Source organism: Bacillus cereus group sp. BcHK124, assembly GCF_027712065.1.
Lineage (GTDB): Bacteria > Bacillota > Bacilli > Bacillales > Bacillaceae_G > Bacillus_A > Bacillus_A pacificus.
Window position 1 is genome coordinate 12382 of the sequence record NZ_JAQFPJ010000032.1, and the last position, 25271, is coordinate 37652.

A 25271-nucleotide genomic window follows, 5' to 3' on the forward strand; every position below is an offset into this window, starting at 1 on the left:
CTTCTAATTAGTTGATAACGATTATCAGTATCAACTAATAACATTACTCTTCGTTATGTTGGTCATACCCCTTTTTGACGACGTAAGTCAGAGACGAAATGTTGAAATATCTTGTGTCCTATTCTACAGAATTATGGTAATCTCCAACCTCAACTTATATGCGTGAGCATGCAAAAAGGATCCTATCCGTGAAGGGATCCTTTTTTGCATGCTGTTGCAATTAATGTATATAGACCTGGCACACGTTCTTCCATTCCGTCCGGTGCAGTAGGAGGGAAGACCCATTTTTGATGTGCCCCGTGTTCTTCAACTAGTTTTTCAATTTTAAAATGTGCTTCCGCGAGCGTTGTAATGATTTCTCCTAGCGTCCAGCGACGGATAGTTGTTTTAGGTAGCGATTCTTTTTGTGCTTCTGTAAGAAGGAGGCTATAAGCAACATCATCTTCAATCAATTCTTCATCAAAATAATTTCCATTGGCCTGAAATGATGGGTGGTCGACTCCTAATAATTTCGTGTAAACAGGATGATAGTCACGAAGGATAAGCATTCCATCTTGCTTAAGCAAGGTAGCAATTTTTTGAAAAAGCGGTTTTAAATCAAGAAAGTAATGGAGTACACCAAGTTCCAGCAATACGATATCGAATGACTCTGATAGTTGCACATGTAATACATCAGAAACGACATACTGAATAGAGACACCTGCTGCGTCCGCAAGTTCATTTGCATATTTTGCATTACTTGCTGAAATATCAACAACCGTTACGTCAGCTCCTAAAAGGGCGAGAGCAACAGCTTTATTTCCTTTTGACCCGAGTAAATTAATAATACGTTTTCCTTTTGGAGATTGTATGTAAGGTAAATATTGATCTACCTCGCGCATGGGATCTTCCATAAGCTTTTTTGCATAATCTGCTGGCGCCCCGTGGCGATTCGTCCAAGCTTCATAAGCAGCTGCATTCCAGCTTTTTTCATTCCGCGCGCTTAGTTGTTTTTGATTCAATCATATCACTCCTTTTGTGAACGTATAGGTATTCGGCGGGAGGATGGGATTTCCTTTTCTTCTCGGACAAAAGTTTGATTTTTCTGTTATTAAGTCGTACAATACTTGTTATACGTAAAAGCGTTGAAAAGGAAAAGTAGGATGAACACATTCTTTCCAGAGAGCTTCGGTAGCTGAGAAGAAGCAAGAATATTCGTTTGAACAATGGCCTTTGAGCTTCGTCCTGAACTTATGAAATGATAATAGTAGGCGGCGACGAGAGTTGGTACTCGTTATCAAAACCACAGTATAAGAGCATATAGCTCCGTACTTGTTAAGGCTAATTATGTGAGTAATTGGCGAAATAAGGTGGTACCGCGACTGTTTATACAGCCCCGCCCTTATCTTTTTTTAGATAGGGGCGGGGCTTTTTATATTTAAAAGGAGGAATGTAAGATGAGTATTTTTATTGGAGGAGCTTGGCCATATGCAAATGGCTCATTACACCTTGGGCATATTGCGAGTTTGTTACCTGGAGATATTTTAGCACGTTATTACAGGGCAAAAGGTGAGAATGTGTTGTATGTGTCGGGAAGTGATTGTAATGGAACACCGATTGCAATTCGGGCAAAACAAGAAGGTGTGACGGCGAAGGAAATTGCTAATAAGTATCATGAAGAGTTCCAGCGATGTTTTCGTAACCTTGGTTTTACGTATGATTGCTATACACGTACAGATAGTGAGCACCATCATAAAACGGTTCAAAAAGTTTTTTTACGTTTATTAGAAGAGGAACATATTTATAAAAAAACAGTGGAACAAGCATATTGTGAAACGTGTACGCAGTTTTTACCTGATCGTTATGTAGAAGGAATATGTCCGCATTGTCATGAAGCAGCAAGAGGAGATCAATGCGATGCGTGTTCAGCTATTTTAGATCCACTCGATTTGTTAGAAAAGAAATGTAAGCTATGTGGCAGTACACCATCCGTACAGGAAACAGAGCATTTCTATTTCGCATTGCATACATTTCAGGAGCAAATCAAAGCGGCTGTAGAAACAGCAAAACAAACAGGAACATGGCGCGACAATGCAATTCAGCTAACAGAAAGATACGTAAAGGAAGGGTTACTAGATAGGGCTGTATCACGTGATTTACCAATTGGGGTACCAATTCCAGTAGAAGGGTATGAAGATAAGAAAATTTACGTATGGATTGAAGCAGTGACAGGATATTATTCGGCGAGTAAACATTGGGCTGAAAAAACAGGGAAAGATGATCAAGAGTTTTGGGATAGAGAAGCGAAAACATATTATGTGCACGGAAAGGATAATATTCCGTTTCATTCCGTCATTTGGCCAGCGGTATTGCTTGGAATAGGAGAAGGGGCAATTCCTCGTCATATCGTTTCGAATGAATATTTAACAGTGGAAAAAAGAAAATTATCTACGAGTAAAAACTGGGCAGTATGGGTGCCTGATATATTAGAACGCTATGATCCGGATTCTATTCGTTACTTTTTAACAGTGAACGCACCAGAAAATCGTGATACTGACTTTTCATAGCGGGAATTTATTTACAGTCATAATAGTGAATTGTTAGGTGCATACGGAAACTTTGTGAACCGAACATTAAAATTTATTGAAAAGTACTATGGTGGTATCGTGCCGAAGGGAAGTATTGATGTAGAGCTGAAAGATAAAATAGAAGGATTATATAAACATGTAGGAGAGGCGATTGAGCAAACTAAATTTAAGGTGGCGCTAGAATCAATATTTGATGCAGTACGTTTTGCAAATAAATACTTTGATGAGAGGCAGCCTTGGAAAGAAAGGGAGGATGATCCAGTTTCATGCGAAGAAACGATTTATAATTGTGTGTATCTCATCGCTAATTTTGTAAATCTTCTTGAACCGTTTTTACCATTTTCATGTGAAAGAGTTAGAAACACATTAGCAATTGTGAAACGAAATTGGGAGCCTCAAAACACGTTGCCGAATAGAATTGATAGTGTACAGCCACTATTTGAACGGATTGATGTAAAACAAATTGAGCATGAGATAGAAAAGCTATATGGAGCGGTAAAGTGAGATAGAGAAAAAGACCTTTCAAATACATGAAAGGTCTTTTGTTATGCACTATGCACGCTACTATGTTTCTTTTCTTTCCTAGCGGTAAGTAGCTGAGGAGTGAAAATCCCAAGTAGTATAAAGATGATCCCAATCCACTGCATAAACGTTACGACTTCATGTACAAGTGTAATAGAAGCGATAATCGCTGTTGGTAATTCAGCTGCTCCTAGTATTGTCCCAAGTCCTGTTCCTACTTTCGGTACGCCAATTGAAAAACAAATGACAGGTACGACAACGCCGAACAACCCGAGGAAGAAAGCATATTTCCATAGGCCATCTTGCAAAGCACCGTCTGTTAAAAAGGTTGGCGGGAAGAATAGACATACGATAAGAGTAGCGCTTGTTGTCATAAGAAAGCTTTTCGTATAAGGCGGAACTTCTGTAGCAACACGTCCACTTGCAAAAACATAGAATGAAAAAGAGACAGCGGCTAATAGACCAAAGATCATACCTTTTGTGGAAAAGTTTTGTCCGAGGCCTTCAAAGACACCGCCTGCAAACAATGTACCAGTAAATAAAATAATGATAGATATAACTTTCTCACGACTTGGAAATGTTCGATTTGCAATGGCTTCAATAACGACACCAATCCATGTGAACTGGAAAAGTAGGACGACAGCGATAGATGCTGGTAGTTCTTCTACAGAAATAGCGTAGAAGATACCGGTCATACTCATCGTTGTGCCAACTGTTAGTAAGGAAAAGAATTGCTTTTTTGTTACTTTATGACGTGAAACGAAAAGAACGAGCAGAAGAAGACCGATCCATCCGAAGACATATTGACCTCCTAATAGTTGATGGGCTGAAAATCCATCAATGAATCCGAGTTTGAAAATAGTTGAAAGTACGCCGTAGCTACAAGCTCCGAATAAAACGAGTAATGAATACTTAAATTTCTCCATGAAAATCCTCCTTTTACATAATAAAAAACGCCCGCTATCCAAATAAGGATAACGGGCGAACGAAACAGAGTCATATACTCTACAAAATTCCGCCACTCATACGAAGTATGAATTTGGGATATGAAATTGTAGTAGGTTTTTACATTGCTTTTGGGAATACAATAGAACATTTTACACCTTGAGGCGTGTTTTGTATACCATAAGGGAATTGATGTTTATCTAGTATTTGTTTTACAATGTATAACCCAAGACCACTACCTTGTACTAAGCCGTGTTTGTCAGGGTTTGCGCGATAGAATGGCTCAAATAAATGGGCAAGTTTATCCTCATCTATTTGTGAACCTGTATTTAATACTTCTAATGCGTAACCGTTTGGCTTTTCATAAAGCTTTATATATACATGCTGATGGTCAATTGTATAATGAATTGCATTTGAAATAATGTTAAAAATGGCAGTTTGAATAAATTTAGGATCAGCTAAAACTTGTACATCTTGTTTAATGTTAGATTGAACATTTAACTGCTTTACAGATACGAAATAATCTACTTTCTTCATAACGTCCTCAATAATATTAGTTAATGAGATAACTTTTAAATCAGGTTTAAATTGAGGGTTTTGTATTTTGGATAATTCCGACATTTTTTCCGTTAATATGTTAATGTCTTGCATCATTTCATAGGAACGTTTTAAATATTTATCTCTATCTTTATAAGCTCCAATTCCGTGAATCATGCCATCTAGTTGTCCCATAACGGCTGCGATTGGTGTTTTTAATTCATGGGAAACCATAGACATAAATTCTTTACGGGATTGTTCTAATTGTTGCTCCTTTTTGAGTTCATTTCTTAAATCTTGATTGCTCGCATGCAAATTCTTCACTATGTTTGGTATTTGTGAAGCAGCTACTTGTAAATTAAAATCTGTTTGATCAGTATTTTTGTTGAGTAGCTTTTTATCTGAGAAATCAAGATTCATAATATCTTTTAAAGCATCACTCATATATTGAAAAGGTTTAGCAATTAGTTTTGCATAAATTAAAGATCCAAGCAGAGAGAGTGCAAGCATTGTTGCGCCAATATGTGGAGCTAATTGCTGCAGTACATCTGTTAATTTTGGATTATCTTGTGCATCATTTGCTTTACTTGCTGCATTTTGTTTATGTAAGGCATCATTAGTAGCGACTTGCTTTTCCGTTTCTGTAAGTGGAGCAGAAGCGCTATTTTTCCCCGAAATATTTTGAGTATGTTCTTTTGCTTTTGCAGTTTGGCTAGGCTGCAAAAGGTGATTGATAGCTGTAGAGAGAGAATTATAATCTATAATAGCAGATTGGAAATTAAACATGTCCCCCTGTGATACAGCTTTATTTTGATTCGTTTTACTTTGGTCGTTTTGTTTATCTGAATCCGCTTGTTCTGTAGTATGCGTTCCATTTTCTTTCGCAAAACGTTCTTTATCGTAGTTTGAAGCTAAGAAGTAAATAACTTGATAAAGACAAAGTGATAAAAGAATACAAAATAATAAGGTTTTGATGAAAATATTTTTGGTGATGTTGTCTTTGCTACGATTCGATTTTGTAGCCAATGCCTTTCACCGTTTTAATATAAGGAATTCCTAATTTTTTTCGTAAGTTTTTAATGTGTGTATCTATAACTCTTACATCACCATAATGTTCATAGCCCCATACCTTATTCAACAAATCACTTCTTGATAATACTTTTCCTCGATTTTGCAGTAAAGTATAAATAATTTCAAATTCTTTTGTTGTCAATTCAATTTGATTACCATGAACATAAGCGGCGTATGCTGTAGAATTTAACATCAATTCATGGAATTGTAGTATAGTCGCAGCTTCGGCTTCCTTCGTTGCTGCCCTTCTTAATACAGCTTCTACACGTTTAATAAATACGGTGTAATGGAACGGTTTCGTAATATAGTCATCAATACCTAATTCAAATCCTTTAATTTCACTTTCTTCATTATGTAAGCCTGTTAACATAATGATTGGTACATCAGATTGTCCTCGCATAATTTTACAAATACTATAGCCATCTATATCTGGTAACATCACATCAAGGAGGACAAGATCGTATGAATTTTTTTGGAAAAGAAGTATACCTTCTGTTCCAGCACCAACGACATCAACAGTAAAGTTTTGTGCCATTAGAAATTCACGAATTAGTTCTTGTATATCTGGGTTGTCTTCAATCACCAGTATATGCGTCATAGTAACACCTCCTAAATAACGCTTTTAACTGCAATATTCGAATTCATCATTTTTTCGATGACTCAGATTGTTTATACATATAATAAGCCCCTGCCATAAAATAATCATGAAAGTAGCAAGGGGAGTTGTTTAGTGAAACTGAATATTTAAGAATTACAGTAATTCTATTATAGTATGTATTATAAAATTTATAAAATATTATAACTGTATAATTTTAATATCCATGTTTATCAATGTTTGGATGTTACCTAACACAATCTATTCCTATTATATATGTAAATACAGTTGTTTTGCTACTGTAAATGAAGAAATAAAATAAGCCAAGACATAAAATTCTTGGCTACACGTAAATCGCGCTTTGAGGTTATTTTACAGTGACAGTAGCTTGCTGGGGAATACGCTCAAATAACCAGTGTATATCATTGTTATACATACGAATACAACCTAGTGTTGTCCACTTACCAATTGCCTGATTATTGTTCGTACCATGAATCGCATAAGTTGTTCCGTAAGTTCCTGCCATGTTTAGTCCGAGCCAACGGTCACCAAGTGGATTGCGCGGATCGCCGCCTTTAATTTTGCCTGTGTAATAAGGACGATTTTTAATTTTATTTACGATTTGAAAAGTACCTTTAGGTGTAGGAGTAGCTGCCTTTCCAGTAGCGACAGTAAAACTTTTTATGAATTTTCCGTTTTGATAATAATCCATTTTATTTAACTGTGTATTCACGATAAGCTGATCATTTGTTGCAGCTGCCTCAGCATTTGTGAATGGAATAGTTAAAAATCCTAATGATAATAGTGCGCTTAATAATAGTTTTTTCATTATGTTCTCCTTTTTACTATTGTAGTAGTCTTACATACAATGAATTTGCAATCCTCGTAATACTTTATTTACATTTTCATCTAATGTTTCAAAGAAGGTAGTAATTTTGGCATTGTGTTTGTTGTTTTTATCAATAAGTAATCTTTCATTTAATAAAAGTTCGCCATGTAGTCCAAAACTTTGAATTTGAATATTTAATTCATCTTCAGTTTCAGAAATAATTGGTAAGAAGTAGTGAAAAGCTTTCGTTGGAATGATGTAGCTTTTGCCAATCATGCTTTCTTGATTTGAATTAATCCATTTTTTCGTAACAATCTTAATGTTCTTTTTTGAAACGATAAAAGACAGTGTTGTAGACTTTGTTAAACTTACGTCAAATTCATTTGTTTCATATATGTGCAAATTAAAAACGGTTTCATTTTGGTGAGATTCAACATTTGTATTAATAAAATCGTGCATTTTATAAGCTTCCATTTTTTATTCACCCTTTTTTCAATTTCGAAAAGCGATTAATATTTATTCAAATTAATGTTTAGTCATATATTGGTTAAATTTTTCAACAAATTCCGATATAATCTTACAATACGTATATGAAGCTAATATGAAGTTAGTATGAGTTTGTAGTGGTTTTTTATTAAGAACAAAATATAACGATTTTTAAGTGTTAAAAAATGGATAAAAAGTGCATATTAAGGTCCTGATTTTTCGCAGTGTATACTTGTTAAATTGTTTTAAAATGAGAGTACATAATGAACGTAAAAGTTTAGTGAGAGCCTTACAAAAATGTAATAAAAATGTAAGCTATTGTGATAGTTATTTCGACAATTTTTTTATACAATATTAGTAAGAAGTTGCACGTGATTGAAAGGAGAGATGACATGGAATGGATTCATGAATTATTTCAGCAATACGGGTACTATGTTGTACTTGTTGGTTTGCTGTTAGAATATATTGCACTTCCGTTTCCGGGAGAGCCAACGTTAGCATATGCGGGATTTTTAGCACATAAGGGTGATTTAAGTTTACCGATTTTAATTATCCTATCCTTTATTGGGACAAGTGTAGGAATGACAATCCAATACTTTTTAGGAAATAAATTAGGAATGCCCTTTGTTCAAAAGTATGGGAAATACGTATTTTTAACACAAAGAAAAATCGACTTAACAAGAATGTGGTTTGATAAGTATGGATACTTCTTGATTTTTATCGGTTTCTTTATTCCTGGTGTACGTCACTTTACAGGATACTTTGCAGGAATTATTAACTTACCATTCCGCCGTTTTGCAATTACAATTTACTCAGGTGCTCTATTTTGGGTATCATTCTTCTTAATCGGTGGTTACTGGTTAGGTGGAAACTTACATGATATTTTTGGAGCGCTAGAAGGTCACATTGGTAAAATTATTTTTGGAGTGATTGCGATTGTAGCAATTACGTTAGGAGTTCGTTTCCGCAAACAGTTAAAACGAGCATTCTTACAAAACGCAAGTTAATATGGAATCCATTCTATGTCAAAAATTAGGGAGGCAGTGCAGATGCACTGCCTTTTTTATTTTAATAAGCTTTTGTTTGTTTATCAGTTTAAAATCCCATAGGTTATAATTGTCAATTATTAACGTCAAAATGACAATTATAATTGACAAAAATAAGGGTATTATTTACAATTTGATTAAATAAATGAAAAAGAGGGAAGACATGAAGCTTCAAAATCGAGTGAGAGAATTGCGGGCAAAGCATCGTTTATCACAAGGGGATTTAGGGAAAGCGATTGGATCATCGCGGCAAACGATTAGTTTAATTGAGCGCGGGGATTATGCACCATCTATCGTATTGTCGTTAAAAATTGCACAAATTTTCAACGTACCGGTGGAGGAAATATTTATGTTGGTGGAGGGGGAAGATGATGGTGAAGAGTAAGCGAAAAAAACAATTTGATTTTGTGGGGAAAATGGCATTAAGTATGATGGGTGGGTTTTTAACATCTTATATAGCTTTAGATTTACTCTCGGATGAACCGAGAAAATTATCATCTAATACATTTATAGGTATATGCACCATTTTTGGAATCTTAATGATGTACTACACTTGGAAGAATACACGTATGTTAGCGGAGGCACGTGATGAAGAGGAGAGTGTACAAGGCAGAAAATTAGGCATTATAAGTATATATTTACGTGTAGGTGATATAGTTACGCAAGCATGGTTTGTATATGCAGTTATTGCATGTAGACGTGCACTGTTGCAGGATACAAATGTTTCATTTGCAGTGTGGAATTTAGTAGCTTCTATCGTTTGTTTAACTATTGTAGTGATTAGTGGGCTCATAACAAAAAATCGTTATAATAAGCTATATCCTGAACAAGGTGTAACATATATGGAATCTATGAAAATGTGGACGAAAAACGCAGATGAAGGATTAAAACATATTGTGCATGAGGCTGGATATAAAGCATATGAATTTACGAATACAATATTGGCATATGTATGGTGGGCTGCCGTTATATATACGGTGGCTAGTGATATCAATTTTGTATTAATTGGCTTAATCTCATTTATTTGGATATTGCATCTTGGAAAATTTATGTACGAAATGCATAGAAAAATGATTTATTAAGGGGAGAAAAAGGTGGATATTTTAAGAAGGCCAGCTGGTTCTATGACGGCGGCGTTAATTCTGTCCATTTTATACGGAGTAATCCGAACTGGGAAATTAGAAGTAATTTTGAACCTATGGGCAATAGTTGGAATTGCATTGTTAGTGTTAGCCATTCATGAGCTAGGACATGTAGTAGTTGGTTTAATAGGCGGTTTGAATTTTAAATTTATGACAGTAGGGCCGTTTACTTTTCAAAAAGAGAAGGGGAAAGTACGCATTCGAGAAAATAAATTGTGGATGTACTTTGGAGGCGTGGCGATGTTAGTGCCGCCTTCTATAGAGACACCGAATCTTTCGAAAAAATGGGCGTGGATGACTTTAGGTGGACCGATTACGAGTTTATTATTTGGTATTACTTCCGGTTACATATACATGGTGAGTTATTATCAATATCTTTTATATTTTTCTGTTTTACACTTTGTCATTTTTACAGCTACAATCGTACCGATAAAAGGAACGTTTTTGAGTGATGGCATGCAATTTCTTATTTTAATTAAAGATGATGAAAAGGCTAAGCAGCATTTATATAACATTCAAGTATCAAGTGAGTTATTTAGTTATAAGAGGCCGAAAGATTGGGATAAGAGATTAATAGAGCTTAGTGAGGAAAAAGTAAAAGAGGATAAAAGTATAAGAGATATAATGAGTGGACTTATGCTCATTTTTTATGCTAGAGCCGATCAAGAAGGAATGGAAAGAGCAATACCATATATAGAAACAGTTGTTCAACTACCTGTAACGAAGGAAAATAAATATTTCGTTAGTAGTTTTCATAGTTGGTATCTTTTATATAAAGCCCTTTATCAGATGGATAGTCTTTCTTTGCAAGAAGCAAAGGAACATGGGAGGGCTATTACAAAAATAGACTTACATGGATATTATCGTACACAAGCGATTGTTAAATATTTAGAGGGTGATATGGAAGCGTCCCGTACTTATATGAAGAAAGCCGATAAAGAATTGAAGAGCGCTGAGAAGAGTGAAATGGGATATTTACAATTAGAGAGAGAATGGTTTGAGCAGCTAAAGAAGAGGGTATCTTACGATGGGTGAGGTATCCTCTTTTTTCTATGTCGTCTTATGCCGTTCCATAAAAAGTGTGGGGCGAGTAAAATAAGATGTGAAGAGCAAAGCTTGGAGGAATTCTAGATGGAAATTTTAACGATTATTTTAATCGTCTTGCTCATTTATGTTGTTTTTAAAGTGGCATATGTAGCATTAAAAATACTCGCGATCCTATTAATTATCTTTTTAATCGTAGAGTTCGGCAGTAAATTGCTTGGGGGATAGGGTATGTTGAGCGTCTTAATTGTCGAAGAATGTCGGTAAGTCGATATCCTGTGTCGAACCGTCGATATAATGAAAAAATCGCTGATATAATCCGATTGATACTGGATGGGGTATATGGGAAAGAAGTTGCCGTGAGGGTAACTTCTTTTTATTTGTTTATAAATTGTTTATTTTTACCTTCTATTCTTAGAGTAAGGAGGCGGTAGAGATGAAAAAAGCGGTTTTAGAAGTAAGAGATGTGACGAAAAAGGTGAAGGGGAGAACGTTGCTAAGTCATATGTCTTTTTCTGTTTATAAAAATGAGATTTGTGGTTTTGTTGGGCCAAATGGTTCTGGGAAGACAACTCTTATTCGAACAATTATGGGGTTAATTCGACCAAATGAAGGAGAGATATTAGTTAATGGTATTAGCGTACAAAAAAATCGGAAAGAAGCTCTTCAGCATGTAGGCGCAATTGTAGAGGCTCCAATTTTTTTCCCTTATATGTCAGGACGAAAAAATTTGCGGAATCTAGGGAGGATTACGTTACGTACTGGTGGAGAAGTTCTTGAAAATAAAGTGCAGCAAGTATTAGAAATCGTCGGTTTAGAAAATCGTGCTGACGATAAAGTTGGTACGTATTCGTTAGGGATGAAGCAGCGTTTAGGGATTGCGCAGGCACTTCTTGGGGATCCAGATTTTATCATTTTGGATGAACCGTCTAATGGATTGGATCCAGTTGGAATTAAGCAGCTTCGTAAAATTGTACTCGATTTACAGCGTGAGAAGGGCATTACTTTTTTCATTTCTAGTCATTTAATTCGTGAATTGGAGCTTATGTGTGATTCATGGGTCATGATTCGAGAAGGATCATTAATATGGCGGGGAACGACGGAAGAATTGCAAGGAAGGAATAAAGAATTAGAAGATATTTTCGTGGAGATGATGAGCTCATGATGATGTTAGTACGCTCGGAATGGGAGCGGCTTTGGGCGAAGAAAGTAACATGGCTTTGTTTTTTGATGATACCAGTGATGTTACTTGGGGCTGCTAAGTACTATTTAAAACATAATCAAGAGGTCGAAAGGATAGCGGTTGATTATACATATGCGAATTCGTTCCCTGTCCTTGCATTATCTGAAATGCTTATGAGTATATGTAATCTTGTTTTACTCGTTTTAATTGTTCTTGTGTTTGCTCAAGAGTATCATAGCGGTCAAATTAGGATGGTAATCCAAAGATCATATACGTATTCGGAGGTTCTGATTGCAAAAATAATTACGATAGTAGCGGTAAGTTTGCTATTTATAAGTGTTTATTTTATTTGCAGTTATTGTATTGGCTATATTTTCTTTGAGCATGAACCGAATATTCTTTTGTTTTATCATACGGAAAAAACGAATGCACTTGGCGTGTTCTTATACTGTATTTCTTATTACGGAATTGCTTATCTTACTTTAGTAGCAATGGCTAGCATATTAATTATGCTGTCGGTTATAAGTAAATCGACAACAAGTGCGACTCTTCTCGGTATGGGATTCATTATATTTTCCTTTGGATACCCAGCGATGGCGTTAGTGATAGGCCAATCCCCGACTTTTCTTTATATTAATTATTCTTCTTTAATTAAATTGCAACATGAAGGAATTGCTATATCTTTATCTGGTAGTTCAAGAATGATTCTTTTTGGATCTGTAGTTTTACTACTATACATTGTTGTTTGTAATACTGTAACAGTTTATTGGATAGGGAAAAAAGATAATTTTGTGTGAGGTGTGAAGAATGAGACAAATACTTATAAGTGAATTTGAACGGATTTTTAATAGAAAAAAGACGAAAGCATTAATAGTTATTTTTGGGCTGCTACTTATTTTGCATAGCGTATGGGTTCATACTTTTGGAGTTGCTATTTATGATACAAAAGGAACAGAAGCAATCTTAAGTAATTTAAACTTTCCTGTCGCAGTTACAAGAGAATGGTATTTTACGTTATTCTTATTAATTTTTCCAATCTTATTTATTGATAGTTTTAATAGTGAAATTTCATCTGGTGCGTATCGGCTTGTTATGATTCGTCCCGTAGGTAGATGGGAATTATTATTGGCGAAATGGATTGCTCAAATGAGCATTGTAAGTTTGTTTTTGTTAATGGCATTCATTGAGAGTTATATATATGGAACATTTTTTATAAGGCGTGCAGAAGAGACATTCTTTTTAGATAAACAAGTCATTTATAGTGCGAATGCTTCTATTTTATATACTGTAAAATATTATTTAATACTATGGTTTATAGCAAGTGCTTTAACAATGTTGAGTAGTTTTGTAAGTCTATGGTTTCAAAACGCTATCATTACGTATTTTGTAATAGTTGGTTTATTAGTAGCAAGTTTATATGTGAATGAAGAATTAAGTTATTTTGTAATTGGAAGTGGATCAATTCTAAGAATATTAAGTGAGGGGAAAGGAACATTTTACCTGATAAATGGTACAATTTTAGGAGGATGTGCAATAGCGGCTATGTTTAGTTGGTGTAAAAAAGATATATTTAATTAGGGGGGACTTGCCGTGACGAGCAAAATACTACTTGTAGACGATGAACCAGATATTCTTACATTTATTGAAGATAGTCTTGTCATGGAAGGGTATGAAGTAAGAAGTGCATTAAGTGGTGAAGAAGCTTTGAAGAAATTAGATAATAGCGTGGATCTCATTATTTTAGACGTTATGTTGCCAGATATGAATGGGTTTAAAGTTTGCGAGAAGATGAGAGAGTCTTATGCATGCCCAATCTTATTTTTAAGTGCGGATAGTAGTGAACGGTCTCGGATAGAAGGTTTATTGATTGGTGGAGACGATTATATTAGTAAGCCATTTAGTTTAAAAGAGTTGAAAGCGAGAATTGTTGCCAATTTGCGCCGTACGACAGATTTAAGAATGGTGGATCAAAAGGAATTTCTACGCTATGGAAGTATATTAATAGATTTGCAAAACTACGAAATAATGACTGGGAAAGAAAAAATTCATTTTACAAAAAAAGAGTATGAAGTTGTGAAAATGTTAGCACTTCATGCTGGTCAAGTTTTGACGAAAGAGCAGCTGTTTGAAAAGATTTGGGGATATGATAGTGAAAGTGATGTCTCTACTGTAGTTGAGCATATAAAGAAAATTAGAACAAAGCTTAGTGTATATGACAGAGAAAATACATATATTCAAACGGTGTGGGGAATTGGATATAAGTGGAGTGTACAGAATTGATGCAAAGGTTAAGGATTAAACAACAGCTAGTAGCCGGCTTCTTAATAGTTCTACTTGGTAGTTTAATACTAACGGTTTTAACAGCGGCTAGTGGTTGGTATTGGCTAACGAAGAATGGGAAAGTATTTCCTGCGAATTATTATGAACAGAAAATACCTATGATAAAAGAATATGTAAAAGATAAAGGCATACTATTGTTAAATGAGAAAGAGCGAAATGGATTAGAGAAAATTGTCCCTAAAGAGGGAATTAAATATCAAATTGTTAATAGGCAAGGAGATATTTCTTATGGTACATATAACAAGAAATTAATAACAAATGAGAGACCGATTTCGAGTGTTATTAATACAAATATTTATGGTGAAGAAGACGATAATGAAGTTACGACATATCTGCCTTTAGTAGATAGGAATGGAGATTTACAAGGAGCGATAGGGTTTAATTATCATTTAACAATATCTACTGCTTCGGCAGTTGATTCCTTTTTTGTAATTTTATTTTTAGCTTCACCCTTTATATACATTACAATTTTGTCCTACATTATTTCAAATCGAATGGGAAAAAGAATAAAGAAACCACTAGTTGAACTATCAGAGGCCTCAAAAAGAATTCAAGAGCAGGATTTAAATTTTCATTTAGAGTACAACGCGAAAAATGAAATTGGTGAATTAGTCAGTTCGTTTGAAAATATGCGTGCAGCACTAGCTACTAGTTTGTCACGACAATGGGAGTTAGAAGAAGAAAGGAGAGAATATATTAGAGCTATTTCTCACGATTTGAAAACGCCATTAACGATTGTGCAAGGTCATACAGAAGGTTTGCAAAGTGGTTTATGGAAAAATGAAGATGTGTTACATCGGTATTTACAAACGATTGAAAGAAACACAAACAGAATGACAAAGCTTCTTGAGGAGTTCCAAATAGTAAATGAGCTAGAGAGTTTCTCATTTCAATTACGTTTAAATAAAGTACATATAAATCCATTCTTTCTTAAAAAACTAGAAGAATATGAATGCATAGCTAGAAAAAAAGAAATTGATTGGGATGTCATCTTTGAAAATAATGAGGATATGCAAAGCTTAGTATTTGATCAAGAGCGAATCAGTCAAGTAATGGACAACATCGTAATGAATGCAGTTCGATTTACTCCGGTGTCAGGGAAGATGCTTTTGAAAGTATGTGCTTGGCATGACGCAATAGAGTTTCATGTATATGATTCAGGGCCTGGTTTTCAAGAAGGAGATTTGAAAAAAGTATTACAACGTTTTTATCAGGGAGATCAGTCGCGTGCAGGAAGCAAGGAGCATTTTGGACTCGGGTTATATATTGCTAAGACAATTGTTGAGAAGCATGGTGGTAAAATTGAGGTAGAAAATAGTGAGGTGAGAGGCGGGGCACACGTTTCGTTTCGGATTCCGAGCGGAGGTATATAGATGAAAATTGATTGTCGAAAAATGTCGGTAAATCGATATCCTGTGTCGAACCGTCGATATAATGAAAAAACCGCTGATATAAGTGGAGAAATCGTCGATATATTTGAAAAATCGCTGATATAATCCGGTTGATACTGGGCGGGGTATATGGAGAAGGAGTTGCCGTGAGGGTAACTTCTTTTTATTGTGATGCCGTGGTATGCAAACCAACATAAAAAAAGCTGGAAGAATCCCTTCCAGCTTACGAGTTACTTTCAATTTGGCGACCGTTTTCTTCTTCATTGTCTTGTAATAGGTTGAATACATCTGCTAGACAGAATGCAATGAACCAAGTCCATAGACCGTGGAAGAAAGCTGAGCTTAATTGAAGTGGTAATGTATAGTTAGTCATTGAGTAGGAAATACATCCGCCAACGATTCCGATCATTGTTAATAACATTGTTTTTTGCGCATTTTCTTCTGGATTAAAGAGGAAGAAAATGTATCCACCTAAAATTGAAGCGCTTACAAGTGTTTCGATTCCATTAAAAATGATATTCTCTCCAAGCTGAGTGTTTGTCCAGAAGCAGATTGTTCCGCCGATAATAGCAAACAGGACAGCTATTGTATATCGTATATATTGATTCATATGTTCATCTCCTTATGTAATAAGATGATTTGGAAGTCAAAAAGGTAGGTATAGTATATTGAAGTGAGTTTTAGTTGTACGTATCTTTTTATAAAAAGATCATTGAAGAGTGATCGGTTTTTTAAACCGTTACGTGTATGGTGTCTGAAATATACCCGACTGCTCGTTTCTTTTTGCTTGTAAAATAAGAGAAACTTCCAAGTCTATATACTCTTTTTTTGTGAGTCTGTTTTCATTATAACATATTTAGAGGCATAATAATAGAATTATCTGATTTTGTAATAAGTGTAAAAAATAAAAAGCGCAAGGAAATACCATTCCTTGCGCTTTTTTATATACGTTTGAAACGGCCGACAATTTCAACTGTTTCAGTAATGTTCATAAATGCTTTGTTATCCACTTGACGGATAATACGTTTCATTTCGCCTAACTCATAGCGAGTCACGACAGTGTAAATCATTTTTTTCTTATGGTTTGTATAGCCGCCGACAGCATCTACCATCGTCACGCCACGTATGCCGTGATGTAGTAGGGCGCTTTTTATTTCCTCGCCTTTTTCTGTAATTGTCATTATCGTCAATTTAATATGTTTCGTATGCACAGCATCGATCACTTTGCTGACTACAAATCGACTAATTAACGTATAAAGTGTAATATCCCATCCGAAAATAAATCCTGCTACAACAAGTAAGATTAAGTTGAATACAAATATGATTGCTCCAATTGAAACATCGCGATATTTCGCTACAATCAATCCAACGACATCAAATCCACCTGTTGAAGAAGCAAATCGGAATATGATTCCTGAAGCTGCTCCGCAGATTACACCGCCGAATACAGAAGATAGTAAAATATCGTCTGAAACTTGGTGTACAGGGATAATGTTCATCGCTAATGATGATACAGCTACAAAGTACGCTGTTAAAAAGGTTGTCTTCTTGCCTAAGTAAAAGTGACTTAAAATAAGAAGAGGAATGTTTAGTAAAAAGATAAGTGCACCAATATTGTAGTGCATTAAATAACCGATAATCATCCCTACTCCAGCGAATCCACCGCTAATCATGTTATGCGGGATAAAGAACATATTCATAGAAATTGCATACAAAATAGAAGCTACGAAAATAACAACCAACTGTATGATAAATTCTAAGTGAAATGTTTTAGCTGCTGGGAAGGATAAAAAGGCGGTGTCGGGAACGTAATCGGCGTCTCCTAGTTGACCCATAGTATGTTTCATCTCCATATTCATTTTTGATTACAAGAAGAGAATAAAGGTTTTTTCAAAAACTGGCAATAGTTTTATTATAATGCAAAAATTTTATAAATTTCTAATAAATCAAGCCTATTCATTGATGTGTGTGAATATACTAAAGAAAGCGAATACAATGTTTCTTAATTATTGTTTTCTTGAGAAAATATGCAAAATACTTTTTTTGACGATAAAAGGAAATAGAGAATGTTTGCCGAATGTGCTAAAATGACCTTATTAAGGATGTGAAGCGATGGAATTTTTATTGCAGGATGCAATTCTATATATATCGTTTGTAACGACAGCACTTTGTTTATTAGAAGTTTTCTTCCTTGCTAACGTTTCTCGCTTTGTGCGTCAGCAAGCATCAAGCGGTAGACAAAGAGCATTTGCGTTAGTTGATACGTGTGAAGATAGTGCGGGGAATGTACCGCTATTTTCGATTTTTTATAAATATGGAATGATTCGTTCTGTACGCAGACAAGAATCGAGTGAAGAGAATGACGAGGTCGGTCCGTATACACCAATGTTTCGCTAAATAATTACGAAACATTGGAGGAATGAACATGTTAAAATCATACCGAACTGCGCTCGTTAGTTTATCATTATTACTTGTTTTTGTTTTATCTGGTTGCAGTAATGCAGCCCCAATTGATGCACATAGTACGGGAATTTGGGATCATTATTTTGTATATCCAATCTCGTTTATGATTCAATTTGTTGCTCATCATATACCGGGAGCTAGCTTCGGGATTGCTATCATTATTATGACGCTCGTTATTCGTTCAGCAATGATTCCATTAGCTGTTTCGCAATATCGTAGCCAAGCGAAAATGAAGAAAATGCAACCTGAATTGCAGAAGTTAAAGAAAAAATACGGTGATGTAAGTAAAGATCTTGAAAAACAAAAACAGTATCAAAAAGAAATGTCAGAACTAATGAAATCAGGCGGTTGGAATCCACTTGCTGGTTGCTGGCCAATCTTTATACAAATGCCGATTTTCTCTGCTTTGTATTATGCCATTAGCCGAACAGAGGAGATTCGCACATCTTCGTTTTTATGGGTGAACTTAGGACATGCAGATCCTTATCATATATTACCGATTATTGCAGCATTAACGACATTTATTCAAATGAAGGTTTTCCAATCAAATATTACACCTGGAGAACAAGTACAGATGCTGAAAATGCAGCAAATTATGATGCCGGCAATGATTTTATTTATGGGATTTGCGGCACCATCAGGTCTTGTGTTGTACTGGATAACAGGTAACTTATTTACAATGACACAAACAATTGTATTAAGAAGAATAATGGAACGTGAAGAATTACAATTACAAAAAGCATAGAAAAACACCGCTCATTATGAGCGGTGTTTTTTTGTTAAGTCGTTAAGGAAATTTTAAGAAACCAACATTACTATAGGCATTGTATACGAGAGTGTACATGCATTAGAAATATGAAGGAGGAAATTTCCTATGAAGAAGAAAACAGTTGGGTATTTAGCGATTGCAGGTGCTTTATCATTCGGAATCATTGGGGGAGTCGGCATCCCGGCATTCGCGGCAACGAATACTCCAGCAGCTGAGCAATCTACAAAAACGGCGAAAAAAGATTTAGATGACGCTACAAAACAAAAAGTAAAAACGATTATGGATGATACAAAGAAACAGTTAGAGGAGCTAGGTGTAAAGCTTCCAGAGAAAGAAAAACGTAAAGAAATGTTTGCGGGATTAGATGAAGCGACAAAAGAAAAAGCGAAATCAATTTTAGAGCAAGAAAAGTCTGGGAAATTAACACGTGAACAAGCAAAAGAAGAATTAACAAAATTAGGCGTGAAGTTCCCGGAAAAGGGTAAACACAAAGAAATGTTTGCGGGATTAGACGAAGCAACAAAAGAAAAAGCAAAATCAATTTTAGAGCAAGAGAAATCCGGCAAATTAACACGTGAACAAGCAAAAGAGGAATTAACGAAGTTAGGCGTGAAAATGCCAGAGAAGGGTAAGCATAAAGACATACTTGCTAACTTAGATGAAGCAACAAAGGAAAAAGCAAAGTCTATTTTTGAACAGGAAAAGTCCGGGAAATTAACGCATGAGCAAGCAAAAGAAGAATTAACAAAACTAGGTGTGAAACTCCCAGAGAAAGAGAAACATGAAGACATGTTTGCGGGATTAGATGAGGCAACAAAAACAAAAGCAAAAGCGATTTTAGACAATGAAAAGAAACAATTAGAGGCATTAAATGTGGATCTTCCGCATCATAAGTTTTTTATGAAAAAAGAAGGTAAATAATTGAATTATGTATCTTTCGTGTGGGCAACCGGAAGATACATGCGAGGACCGATTTCTGTTGACAGAAATCGGTCCCTTTTAATGATTTAATAAAATTCTTTTCATTGTTAGTATGTATCCAAAGACGCAGTAGAAGATTGCAAAACCGATAAACACTTCCGTATATTGATATTTACCTAATACGTAGAAGGAAACAGCTGGTATAATAGCTACCGCTAAAATGCTATAACTAGGATACTTGTACCTGAACATGATAGCGAATAGAACAGAAAGAAATGTAGCGATGATACAAAAAACAGCAATCATGATTGATGCACCTCCTATATGGATTATACCATTTTTAGGGAATTAGAGAAGTGGCGTAACTTCTGTTATAATATAAGAAAAGAAATATTTCATATGTTATATAAAAAATATATTGATTTTTTCTAACAATTCAATATAATGAACAATAACTACAAAATTCGACATCAAGAAGTGATGATGAGGACATGATCAATTTTTTACGATTCTCAGAGAGGGAAGCCTTTGGCTGTGAGCTTCCTAATACGGAAAAATAGATTACCACCTCTGAACTGCAGCAGTGAACGAACATCTAGTAATTGCTTGCCGGCAAAAACCGTTATGTAGACTTGAGAAATTGGTGAAGTGTGTTACTTTGCGAATTGAAACAAGGGTGGAACCACGAATACAACACTCGTCCCTTTTTTAGGGAGGAGTGTTTTTTTATTTCATTTTTGCATCACACTAGGATTGGAAGGAGGATACGCAGCATGCATCATGATGAGAAGAACAAAATTGGTTTAACGGTAGCACTTTCTATCGTAGTAGGAACGATTATTGGGTCTGGTGTGTTTATGAAACCAGGCAGCGTATTAGATTACTCGGGGAGTTCTAATATGGCGATTCTTGCTTGGATAATTGGTGGTCTGTTAACGTTAGCAAGTGGTTTAACAGTAGCTGAAATTGGAGCGCAAATCCCGAAAAATGGTGGGTTGTATACGTATTTAGAGGAGATTTACGGAAGTTTTTGGGGATATTTATCAGGCTGGATGCAAACGATTGTTTATGGGCCAGCTATTATTGGAACATTAGGGTTATACTTTAGCTCTTTAATGATTAATTTTTTCTATTTAGATAAAGTATGGAATTTACCAATCGCGATCGGAACAGTTGTGTTCCTTGGCGTTGTAAATAGTATGGGAACAAAATACGGAGGTATCGTTCAAACGATTACGACAATCGGAAAGATGATTCCAATCGTATTAATTGTTGTGTTAGGTTTCTGGAAAGGGAATAGCGATATTTTTAACGTAGTTGTACCGATATCAGAAAATCAAAGTATCGGGATGGCAATTTTAGCAACGTTATTTGCTTATGATGGCTGGATTTTACTTGCTTCGATTGGCGGGGAAATGAAGAATCCAACAAAGTTATTACCGAAAGCAATGACAGTTGGGATTTTAATTGTAACAGCTGCTTACGTATTAATTAATTTGGCGTTACTGAATGTATTACCAGCAACTCAAATTGTAGACCTTGGAGAAAATGCAACAGCGACAGCTGCAGGAATGCTACTTGGAGAATATGGCGGGAAAATTATTAGTATCGGTATTATCGTTTCTATTTTCGGTTGTTTAAATGGAAAGATTTTAACGTTCCCACGTATCCCGATGTCGATGGCAGAACGTGGACAACTTCCATTTGCTAAGTTTATTGCGAAGGAAAGCCCAAGATTTAAAACACCAGCAAATGCGATTACTGTTGAAATCATTTTAGGAATTATTTTAATGATTATTAGCGATCCGAATAAGCTATCTGAGATTTCCGTATTCATTATTTATATTTTCTATGTAATGACGTTTATTGGCGTCTTCATTTTAAGAAAGCGTAATAAGAATAAAGAGCGTGCATACAGTGTACCGTTATTCCCAATCGTACCAATCGTTGCCATTTTCGGCTCGCTCTTTGTAATTGGTAGTGCCATTATCAATGATCCGGTAAGTTGTTTCTTATCAATTGGAATTGTATTTACGGGGCTGCCGGTATATTGGTATTTAAATAAGAAGAATAAAAATGAAGTATCATGAGTGAAGGGTAGGCGTATAATACGCCTACCTTTTTTACTGTAAAAAAATTGTACTTGTGTTCAACTTCTATTTTGGTTACTATAGTCGTAGTAACCAAAATAGAAAGCGTGGGGAAAGACTTGAATTTTCGTGTGTATATTTTAGCTATCGCGGCTTTCGTAGTCGGAACGGTTGAGCTAATTATAGGAGGAACGCTTGATTTAGTTGCCAATGATTTAGGAGTATCTATTAGTGCAGCTGGTCAGCTTATCACAATATTTTCAGTAGTATTTGCTTTATCAGGCCCTGTTTTATTAGCATTAACAGGGAAATTTGAAAGAAAAACATTGTATGTTGGGGCATTATCAATTTTCTTAATCGGAAATATTATTTCAGCATTTAGTGTGAATTATGGGATGTTAATGTTCTCAAGGGTGATTTGTGCGGCGAGTGGTTCGCTTATTATTGCACTGTCAGTAACACTTGCTTCTAGCGTTGTAGAACCGCATTTTCGTGCGCGTGCAATTGGAATCATTTTCATGGGGATTAGTGGGTCACTTGTACTTGGAGTACCGCTTGGCCTTGTGCTCGGAAATGCATATGGGTGGCGTGCACCATTTGTGCTCATTTCAATCTTAACAGTGATGGCAATCGCTTGTATTTCATTATTCTTAACGAAAGTACCACCGACATCGGTATTATCAATAAGAGAACAAATTGCTACGTTAAAAGATAAAAAAATCGTCAGTGCACAGTTAACGTCGTTCTTATTTTTAACGGGTCATTTAACACTATATGCATATTTAACACCATTTTTAAAAGATGTTATGCATGTGGAAGCGAATTGGATTAGTGTATTTTACTTCATCTTCGGAATCGCAGCAGTAATTGGGGGCGGCTTCGGAGGCTGGCTTGCTGATAAATGGGGATCGAAGAAAAGTATTATCTCAATTATTATCGTATTTGCGTGTGCGATCTTCCTATTGCCGATGATGACATTCTCATTCCCGCTGTTCATTATTATGATGGGACTTTGGAGCATGCTGAGCTGGGCTATTTCACCAGCACAACAAAATTATTTAATTGAAATTGCACCGGAATCAGCTGGTATTCAGCAAAGTTTAAATAACTCTGCCCTTCACTTAGGGATTGCGCTCGGTTCAACAGTAGGTGGAGTTGTTATTGAAAAATCATCTGTTATATATAACGCTTGGGTAGGGGGCGGCTTTATTATATTAGCGCTACTTTGTGCGATTTTCTCGATTACGAGAGGACGTTCTACTCAGTTTGCAAAAGAAGAATCTATCGTTTGATAGGTTCTTTTTTTATTTGTAAAAAATGGAAGGGTTTGGTGGGTGGATGGAGAAAGGTGTATATAGCGAGGTGATGGAAAATGATGTCTAATTTCTCGGTATTCGGCATGATAATTGCGCTACTACCGATATTGATAGTTGTTTTTATATTAAGATGGGTCCGTTTCATCTATCAAAATTCAGAGAAACAAGTGAGGCAGAATGAGAAAATGATTGAGTTGTTGACGGAGATAAAGGAAAAAGATAAGTAATATGTATTCGTTTGAAATTTGTTTTCCGTAAGTTAAAAAGGCACTTATAAAGTGTCTTTTTTATTATGTTTGAAAATTGGAAACGTTTAATGTTTATTTGTCAATAGCAGCATGACAACAAACAATTTTAAAGTTGCTTATTACGGTGAAACTTTCTCAACAATTCGACAAGATACTACAAAAAAACCACCTATTCTCTTTTTTTTACTATAAGTACAATGAAACAGTAAGATTGATTCATGTAGAAATTTATATATGGTGGTGGAGAGAATGAAACGAAAGATGGCAGGAAAATGGTTTAGTTTTTTAGGTGCTCTTATTATTTTATTAGGAATTGCAATGCCACAAGTAAAGGCAGAAGTAATGAACAGAGAAACATATAAGATGGATTGGAGTTATAGTAAGTCGAAACAGCGTGAAATAAAGACAGAAGTAATTAAAACGGCTTCGGGTAGTATTGCGTATTGTTTAACGCCTGATTTGCGTTCTCCAAATGGAGATGATTTGCCTGAGATGGGGAAATCATCTGATGCTGTATATCGTGTTTTATTAAATGGGTATCCTCAAAAAAGCCCATCTGAATTAGGGGTAGCGACAGTAGAAGAGGCGCATTATGCTACACAATTAGCAGTATGGATTGCAGCAAATGAATTAACGGAAGAAGATTTAGTTGCAAAAAATGAACGTGTACATAATCTTATGAAGCGTTTAGTAGAGGCTTCAAAAAAAGAAACTGGATCACAAGATACATTCTTTAAAGTTAATCCTGTAGATCCGCAAACTGCTACACAAAAAGGTGATTATTTAGAAACAGGATTTTATGCAGTGCAAACAAATGCGGTTTCTGGCTCTTATACAATTCTTCCTGAAAATGCCCCTAAAGGGCTTCGAATTGTAAATGAAAATGGAGAAGAGAAAAGTATATTAACAATTAACGAAAAATTCAAAATTTTAATCCCGAAAAATACGAGTAGTGGTAATTTTAAAATGAAAGTGAAGTCTACTTTAACAAATTTACAAGCAATAGCTTTTAAAGGATCAGAAAAAGTTCAAAATACAACGGTATTGTTACAAAGAAATAGTGAGAAAATCAGTACAGATTTAGTTGTAAATTGGGAATCAGTAGGCTCTTTAAAGATTATGAAATTAGGAGAAAAAAAGGAAGTATTAAAAGGAGCGGTGTTTGAAGTTTCTAATGAAAACTTTAAACAAAATGTTACGACTAATGATAAGGGGATTGCGGAGTTAGGTAATCTTCCAATCGGTATATATAGCGTCAAAGAAATTCAAGCGCCAGCTGGATATGTGTTAGACGGAAGCGTTAAAAAAATTGAAGTGAAAACTGGTGAAACTGCTGTATTAGAGCTGAAAAATGAAAATGTAAAAGGTGAATTAGAAATAACGAAAGTAGATGTAGCGGATGGAAATACGAAATTGCCAAATGCAGAGTTTACAATCTACAACGAACAAGGGAAAGAAGTAGTAAAAGGGAAAACGGATGAAAAAGGTGTAGCGAAATTCAAACTACCATACGGAAAGTACACGTATAAAGAAACAATAGCACCAAATGGATATGTAATAAATGAAGAGACGTTCACATTTGAAATAAAAGAGAATGGAGAAATTATTAAACATATCGTTCAAGATAAGAAGGTAGAAGGTGAGTTAGAAATAACGAAAGTAGATATAGCGGATGGGACTACAAGAATACCAAATGCAGAGTTTACAATCTACAACGAACAAGGGAAAGAAGTAGTAAAAGGGAAAACGGATGAAAAAGGTGTAGC

The 25271-nt window shown here is 35.3% G+C and carries 25 protein-coding genes, 1 pseudogene and 2 other annotated features; of the genes and pseudogenes, 17 read left to right on the top strand and 9 right to left on the bottom strand.

The features are described from left to right. Positions 1 to 182: 182 nt before the first annotated feature. Positions 183 to 1001 (bottom strand): class I SAM-dependent methyltransferase, encoded by an 819-nt coding sequence (locus PDK19_RS25550; RefSeq protein WP_074615581.1) that lies wholly within the window; start codon positions 999 to 1001, stop codon positions 183 to 185. A gap of 114 nt (positions 1002 to 1115) precedes the next feature. Then, positions 1116 to 1386: a binding site (T-box leader), on the top strand. A gap of 50 nt (positions 1387 to 1436) precedes the next feature. Here PDK19_RS25550 and metG point away from each other — a divergent pair. Next, positions 1437 to 3071 (top strand): annotated as a pseudogene (metG, locus tag PDK19_RS25555) (methionine--tRNA ligase). A gap of 41 nt (positions 3072 to 3112) precedes the next feature. On the opposite strand, the gene PDK19_RS25560 reads toward metG, so the two are convergent. From PDK19_RS25560 to PDK19_RS25580, 5 genes are all read right to left on the bottom strand, one after another. Then, complete coding sequence (locus PDK19_RS25560; RefSeq protein WP_000410497.1) at positions 3113 to 4015, bottom strand: EamA family transporter; 903 nt, start codon at positions 4013 to 4015, stop codon at positions 3113 to 3115. Positions 4016 to 4154: 139 nt separating this feature from the next. Then, a complete protein-coding gene (locus tag PDK19_RS25565; RefSeq protein WP_000201975.1) occupies positions 4155 to 5597 on the bottom strand; it encodes a sensor histidine kinase in 1443 nt (480 codons plus the stop codon). After that, complete coding sequence (locus tag PDK19_RS25570; protein ID WP_000148833.1) at positions 5575 to 6240, bottom strand: response regulator transcription factor; 666 nt, start codon at positions 6238 to 6240, stop codon at positions 5575 to 5577. The genes PDK19_RS25565 and PDK19_RS25570 overlap by 23 nt, the downstream gene beginning before the upstream one ends. A 364-nt stretch (positions 6241 to 6604) precedes the next feature. Next, positions 6605 to 7066 carry a L,D-transpeptidase gene (locus PDK19_RS25575; RefSeq protein ID WP_000735048.1) on the bottom strand — a complete coding sequence of 154 codons (462 nt, stop codon included), beginning with the start codon at positions 7064 to 7066 and terminating at the stop codon, positions 6605 to 6607. Between the two features lie 30 nt (positions 7067 to 7096). Further along, positions 7097 to 7540, bottom strand: a complete 444-nt coding sequence (locus PDK19_RS25580) for a DUF3978 family protein (protein ID WP_270708176.1) — start codon at positions 7538 to 7540, stop codon at positions 7097 to 7099. 404 nt (positions 7541 to 7944) lie between these two features. On the opposite strand from PDK19_RS25580, the gene PDK19_RS25585 reads away from it, so the two are divergent. The 10 genes from PDK19_RS25585 to PDK19_RS25630 all read left to right on the top strand — a co-directional run bounded on the left by PDK19_RS25585 (position 7945) and on the right by PDK19_RS25630 (position 15680). Then, positions 7945 to 8559 (top strand): DedA family protein, encoded by a 615-nt coding sequence (locus tag PDK19_RS25585; RefSeq protein ID WP_000454756.1) that lies wholly within the window; start codon positions 7945 to 7947, stop codon positions 8557 to 8559. A gap of 202 nt (positions 8560 to 8761) precedes the next feature. Continuing rightward, complete coding sequence (locus tag PDK19_RS25590) at positions 8762 to 8983, top strand: helix-turn-helix transcriptional regulator (RefSeq protein ID WP_000776164.1); 222 nt, start codon at positions 8762 to 8764, stop codon at positions 8981 to 8983. Beyond that, positions 8970 to 9680: a DUF3169 family protein gene (locus tag PDK19_RS25595; RefSeq protein ID WP_000240935.1), complete on the top strand. Its 711-nt coding sequence runs from the start codon at positions 8970 to 8972 to the stop codon at positions 9678 to 9680. The genes PDK19_RS25590 and PDK19_RS25595 overlap by 14 nt, the downstream gene beginning before the upstream one ends. A 42-nt stretch (positions 9681 to 9722) precedes the next feature. Continuing rightward, positions 9723 to 10775, top strand: coding sequence for a M50 family metallopeptidase (locus PDK19_RS25600; protein ID WP_262722767.1), 1053 nt, complete (start codon positions 9723 to 9725; stop codon positions 10773 to 10775). 96 nt (positions 10776 to 10871) lie between these two features. After that, positions 10872 to 11012, top strand: coding sequence for a DUF3985 family protein (locus PDK19_RS25605; RefSeq protein ID WP_000404784.1), 141 nt, complete (start codon positions 10872 to 10874; stop codon positions 11010 to 11012). Between the two features lie 208 nt (positions 11013 to 11220). After that, positions 11221 to 11949 (top strand): ABC transporter ATP-binding protein, encoded by a 729-nt coding sequence (locus PDK19_RS25610; protein ID WP_049113727.1) that lies wholly within the window; start codon positions 11221 to 11223, stop codon positions 11947 to 11949. Further along, positions 11946 to 12764 carry an ABC transporter permease subunit gene (locus tag PDK19_RS25615; protein WP_016718855.1) on the top strand — a complete coding sequence of 273 codons (819 nt, stop codon included), beginning with the start codon at positions 11946 to 11948 and terminating at the stop codon, positions 12762 to 12764. Before PDK19_RS25610 ends, PDK19_RS25615 begins: the two co-directional genes overlap by 4 nt. A gap of 10 nt (positions 12765 to 12774) precedes the next feature. Continuing rightward, positions 12775 to 13545 carry an ABC transporter permease gene (locus PDK19_RS25620; RefSeq protein ID WP_049113723.1) on the top strand — a complete coding sequence of 257 codons (771 nt, stop codon included), beginning with the start codon at positions 12775 to 12777 and terminating at the stop codon, positions 13543 to 13545. 12 nt (positions 13546 to 13557) lie between these two features. After that, positions 13558 to 14247 carry a response regulator transcription factor gene (locus tag PDK19_RS25625; RefSeq protein ID WP_016718853.1) on the top strand — a complete coding sequence of 230 codons (690 nt, stop codon included), beginning with the start codon at positions 13558 to 13560 and terminating at the stop codon, positions 14245 to 14247. Next, the gene (locus PDK19_RS25630) at positions 14247 to 15680 is read left to right on the top strand and encodes a sensor histidine kinase (RefSeq protein WP_074567913.1); all 1434 of its coding nucleotides are present in this window, start codon (positions 14247 to 14249) and stop codon (positions 15678 to 15680) included. Before PDK19_RS25625 ends, PDK19_RS25630 begins: the two co-directional genes overlap by 1 nt. 241 nt (positions 15681 to 15921) lie before the next feature. Here the strand turns inward: PDK19_RS25630 and PDK19_RS25635 are convergent, their stop codons facing one another. Both PDK19_RS25635 and PDK19_RS25640 read right to left on the bottom strand, forming a co-directional pair. Beyond that, complete coding sequence (locus PDK19_RS25635) at positions 15922 to 16308, bottom strand: DUF3938 domain-containing protein (RefSeq protein ID WP_001077770.1); 387 nt, start codon at positions 16306 to 16308, stop codon at positions 15922 to 15924. A gap of 331 nt (positions 16309 to 16639) precedes the next feature. Next, positions 16640 to 17533, bottom strand: coding sequence for a YitT family protein (locus PDK19_RS25640; RefSeq protein ID WP_000530037.1), 894 nt, complete (start codon positions 17531 to 17533; stop codon positions 16640 to 16642). A 277-nt stretch (positions 17534 to 17810) separates the two neighbouring features. Between PDK19_RS25640 and PDK19_RS25645 the strand changes: the two genes are divergently transcribed. The 3 genes from PDK19_RS25645 (at position 17811) to PDK19_RS25655 (ending at position 19851) form a co-directional block, all read left to right on the top strand. Beyond that, positions 17811 to 18095 carry a hypothetical protein gene (locus PDK19_RS25645; protein ID WP_000394930.1) on the top strand — a complete coding sequence of 95 codons (285 nt, stop codon included), beginning with the start codon at positions 17811 to 17813 and terminating at the stop codon, positions 18093 to 18095. Positions 18096 to 18123: 28 nt separating this feature from the next. Beyond that, a complete protein-coding gene (gene yidC, locus PDK19_RS25650) occupies positions 18124 to 18906 on the top strand; it encodes a membrane protein insertase YidC (protein WP_073531269.1) in 783 nt (260 codons plus the stop codon). A 129-nt stretch (positions 18907 to 19035) separates the two neighbouring features. Next, the gene (locus tag PDK19_RS25655) at positions 19036 to 19851 is read left to right on the top strand and encodes a hypothetical protein (RefSeq protein ID WP_049112064.1); all 816 of its coding nucleotides are present in this window, start codon (positions 19036 to 19038) and stop codon (positions 19849 to 19851) included. A 78-nt stretch (positions 19852 to 19929) separates the two neighbouring features. On the opposite strand, the gene PDK19_RS25660 is transcribed toward PDK19_RS25655, so the two are convergent. After that, a complete protein-coding gene (locus PDK19_RS25660) occupies positions 19930 to 20157 on the bottom strand; it encodes a hypothetical protein (RefSeq protein WP_014893426.1) in 228 nt (75 codons plus the stop codon). Between the two features lie 165 nt (positions 20158 to 20322). Next, positions 20323 to 20559 (top strand) — a binding site (T-box leader). Between the two features lie 65 nt (positions 20560 to 20624). On the opposite strand from PDK19_RS25660, the gene PDK19_RS25665 reads away from it, so the two are divergent. The 3 genes from PDK19_RS25665 to PDK19_RS25675 all read left to right on the top strand — a co-directional run. Then, positions 20625 to 21941, top strand: coding sequence for an APC family permease (locus PDK19_RS25665; RefSeq protein ID WP_016718849.1), 1317 nt, complete (start codon positions 20625 to 20627; stop codon positions 21939 to 21941). Between the two features lie 107 nt (positions 21942 to 22048). Continuing rightward, a complete protein-coding gene (locus tag PDK19_RS25670; protein WP_139868252.1) occupies positions 22049 to 23233 on the top strand; it encodes an MFS transporter in 1185 nt (394 codons plus the stop codon). Positions 23234 to 23754: 521 nt separating this feature from the next. Beyond that, positions 23755 to 25271 (top strand): MSCRAMM family protein (locus tag PDK19_RS25675; protein WP_270708177.1); only part of this gene is annotated, 1517 nt, incomplete at its 3' end.

Coding starts and splice junctions, on each gene's coding strand:
- PDK19_RS25585 (WP_000454756.1), top strand. CDS start 7,945: ATGGAATGGATTCATGAATTATTTCAGCAATACGGGTACTATGTTGTA.
- PDK19_RS25630 (WP_074567913.1), top strand. CDS start 14,247: ATGCAAAGGTTAAGGATTAAACAACAGCTAGTAGCCGGCTTCTTAATA.
- PDK19_RS25660 (WP_014893426.1), bottom strand. CDS start 20,157: ATGATTGCTGTTTTTTGTATCATCGCTACATTTCTTTCTGTTCTATTC.
- PDK19_RS25665 (WP_016718849.1), top strand. CDS start 20,625: ATGCATCATGATGAGAAGAACAAAATTGGTTTAACGGTAGCACTTTCT.
- PDK19_RS25610 (WP_049113727.1), top strand. CDS start 11,221: ATGAAAAAAGCGGTTTTAGAAGTAAGAGATGTGACGAAAAAGGTGAAG.
- PDK19_RS25570 (WP_000148833.1), bottom strand. CDS start 6,240: ATGACGCATATACTGGTGATTGAAGACAACCCAGATATACAAGAACTA.
- PDK19_RS25590 (WP_000776164.1), top strand. CDS start 8,762: ATGAAGCTTCAAAATCGAGTGAGAGAATTGCGGGCAAAGCATCGTTTA.
- PDK19_RS25600 (WP_262722767.1), top strand. CDS start 9,723: ATGACGGCGGCGTTAATTCTGTCCATTTTATACGGAGTAATCCGAACT.
- PDK19_RS25645 (WP_000394930.1), top strand. CDS start 17,811: ATGGAATTTTTATTGCAGGATGCAATTCTATATATATCGTTTGTAACG.
- PDK19_RS25620 (WP_049113723.1), top strand. CDS start 12,775: ATGAGACAAATACTTATAAGTGAATTTGAACGGATTTTTAATAGAAAA.
- PDK19_RS25605 (WP_000404784.1), top strand. CDS start 10,872: ATGGAAATTTTAACGATTATTTTAATCGTCTTGCTCATTTATGTTGTT.
- PDK19_RS25655 (WP_049112064.1), top strand. CDS start 19,036: ATGAAGAAGAAAACAGTTGGGTATTTAGCGATTGCAGGTGCTTTATCA.
- PDK19_RS25615 (WP_016718855.1), top strand. CDS start 11,946: ATGATGATGTTAGTACGCTCGGAATGGGAGCGGCTTTGGGCGAAGAAA.
- PDK19_RS25560 (WP_000410497.1), bottom strand. CDS start 4,015: ATGGAGAAATTTAAGTATTCATTACTCGTTTTATTCGGAGCTTGTAGC.
- PDK19_RS25640 (WP_000530037.1), bottom strand. CDS start 17,533: ATGGGTCAACTAGGAGACGCCGATTACGTTCCCGACACCGCCTTTTTA.
- PDK19_RS25595 (WP_000240935.1), top strand. CDS start 8,970: ATGGTGAAGAGTAAGCGAAAAAAACAATTTGATTTTGTGGGGAAAATG.
- PDK19_RS25575 (WP_000735048.1), bottom strand. CDS start 7,066: ATGAAAAAACTATTATTAAGCGCACTATTATCATTAGGATTTTTAACT.
- yidC (WP_073531269.1), top strand. CDS start 18,124: ATGTTAAAATCATACCGAACTGCGCTCGTTAGTTTATCATTATTACTT.
- PDK19_RS25580 (WP_270708176.1), bottom strand. CDS start 7,540: ATGGAAGCTTATAAAATGCACGATTTTATTAATACAAATGTTGAATCT.
- PDK19_RS25635 (WP_001077770.1), bottom strand. CDS start 16,308: ATGAATCAATATATACGATATACAATAGCTGTCCTGTTTGCTATTATC.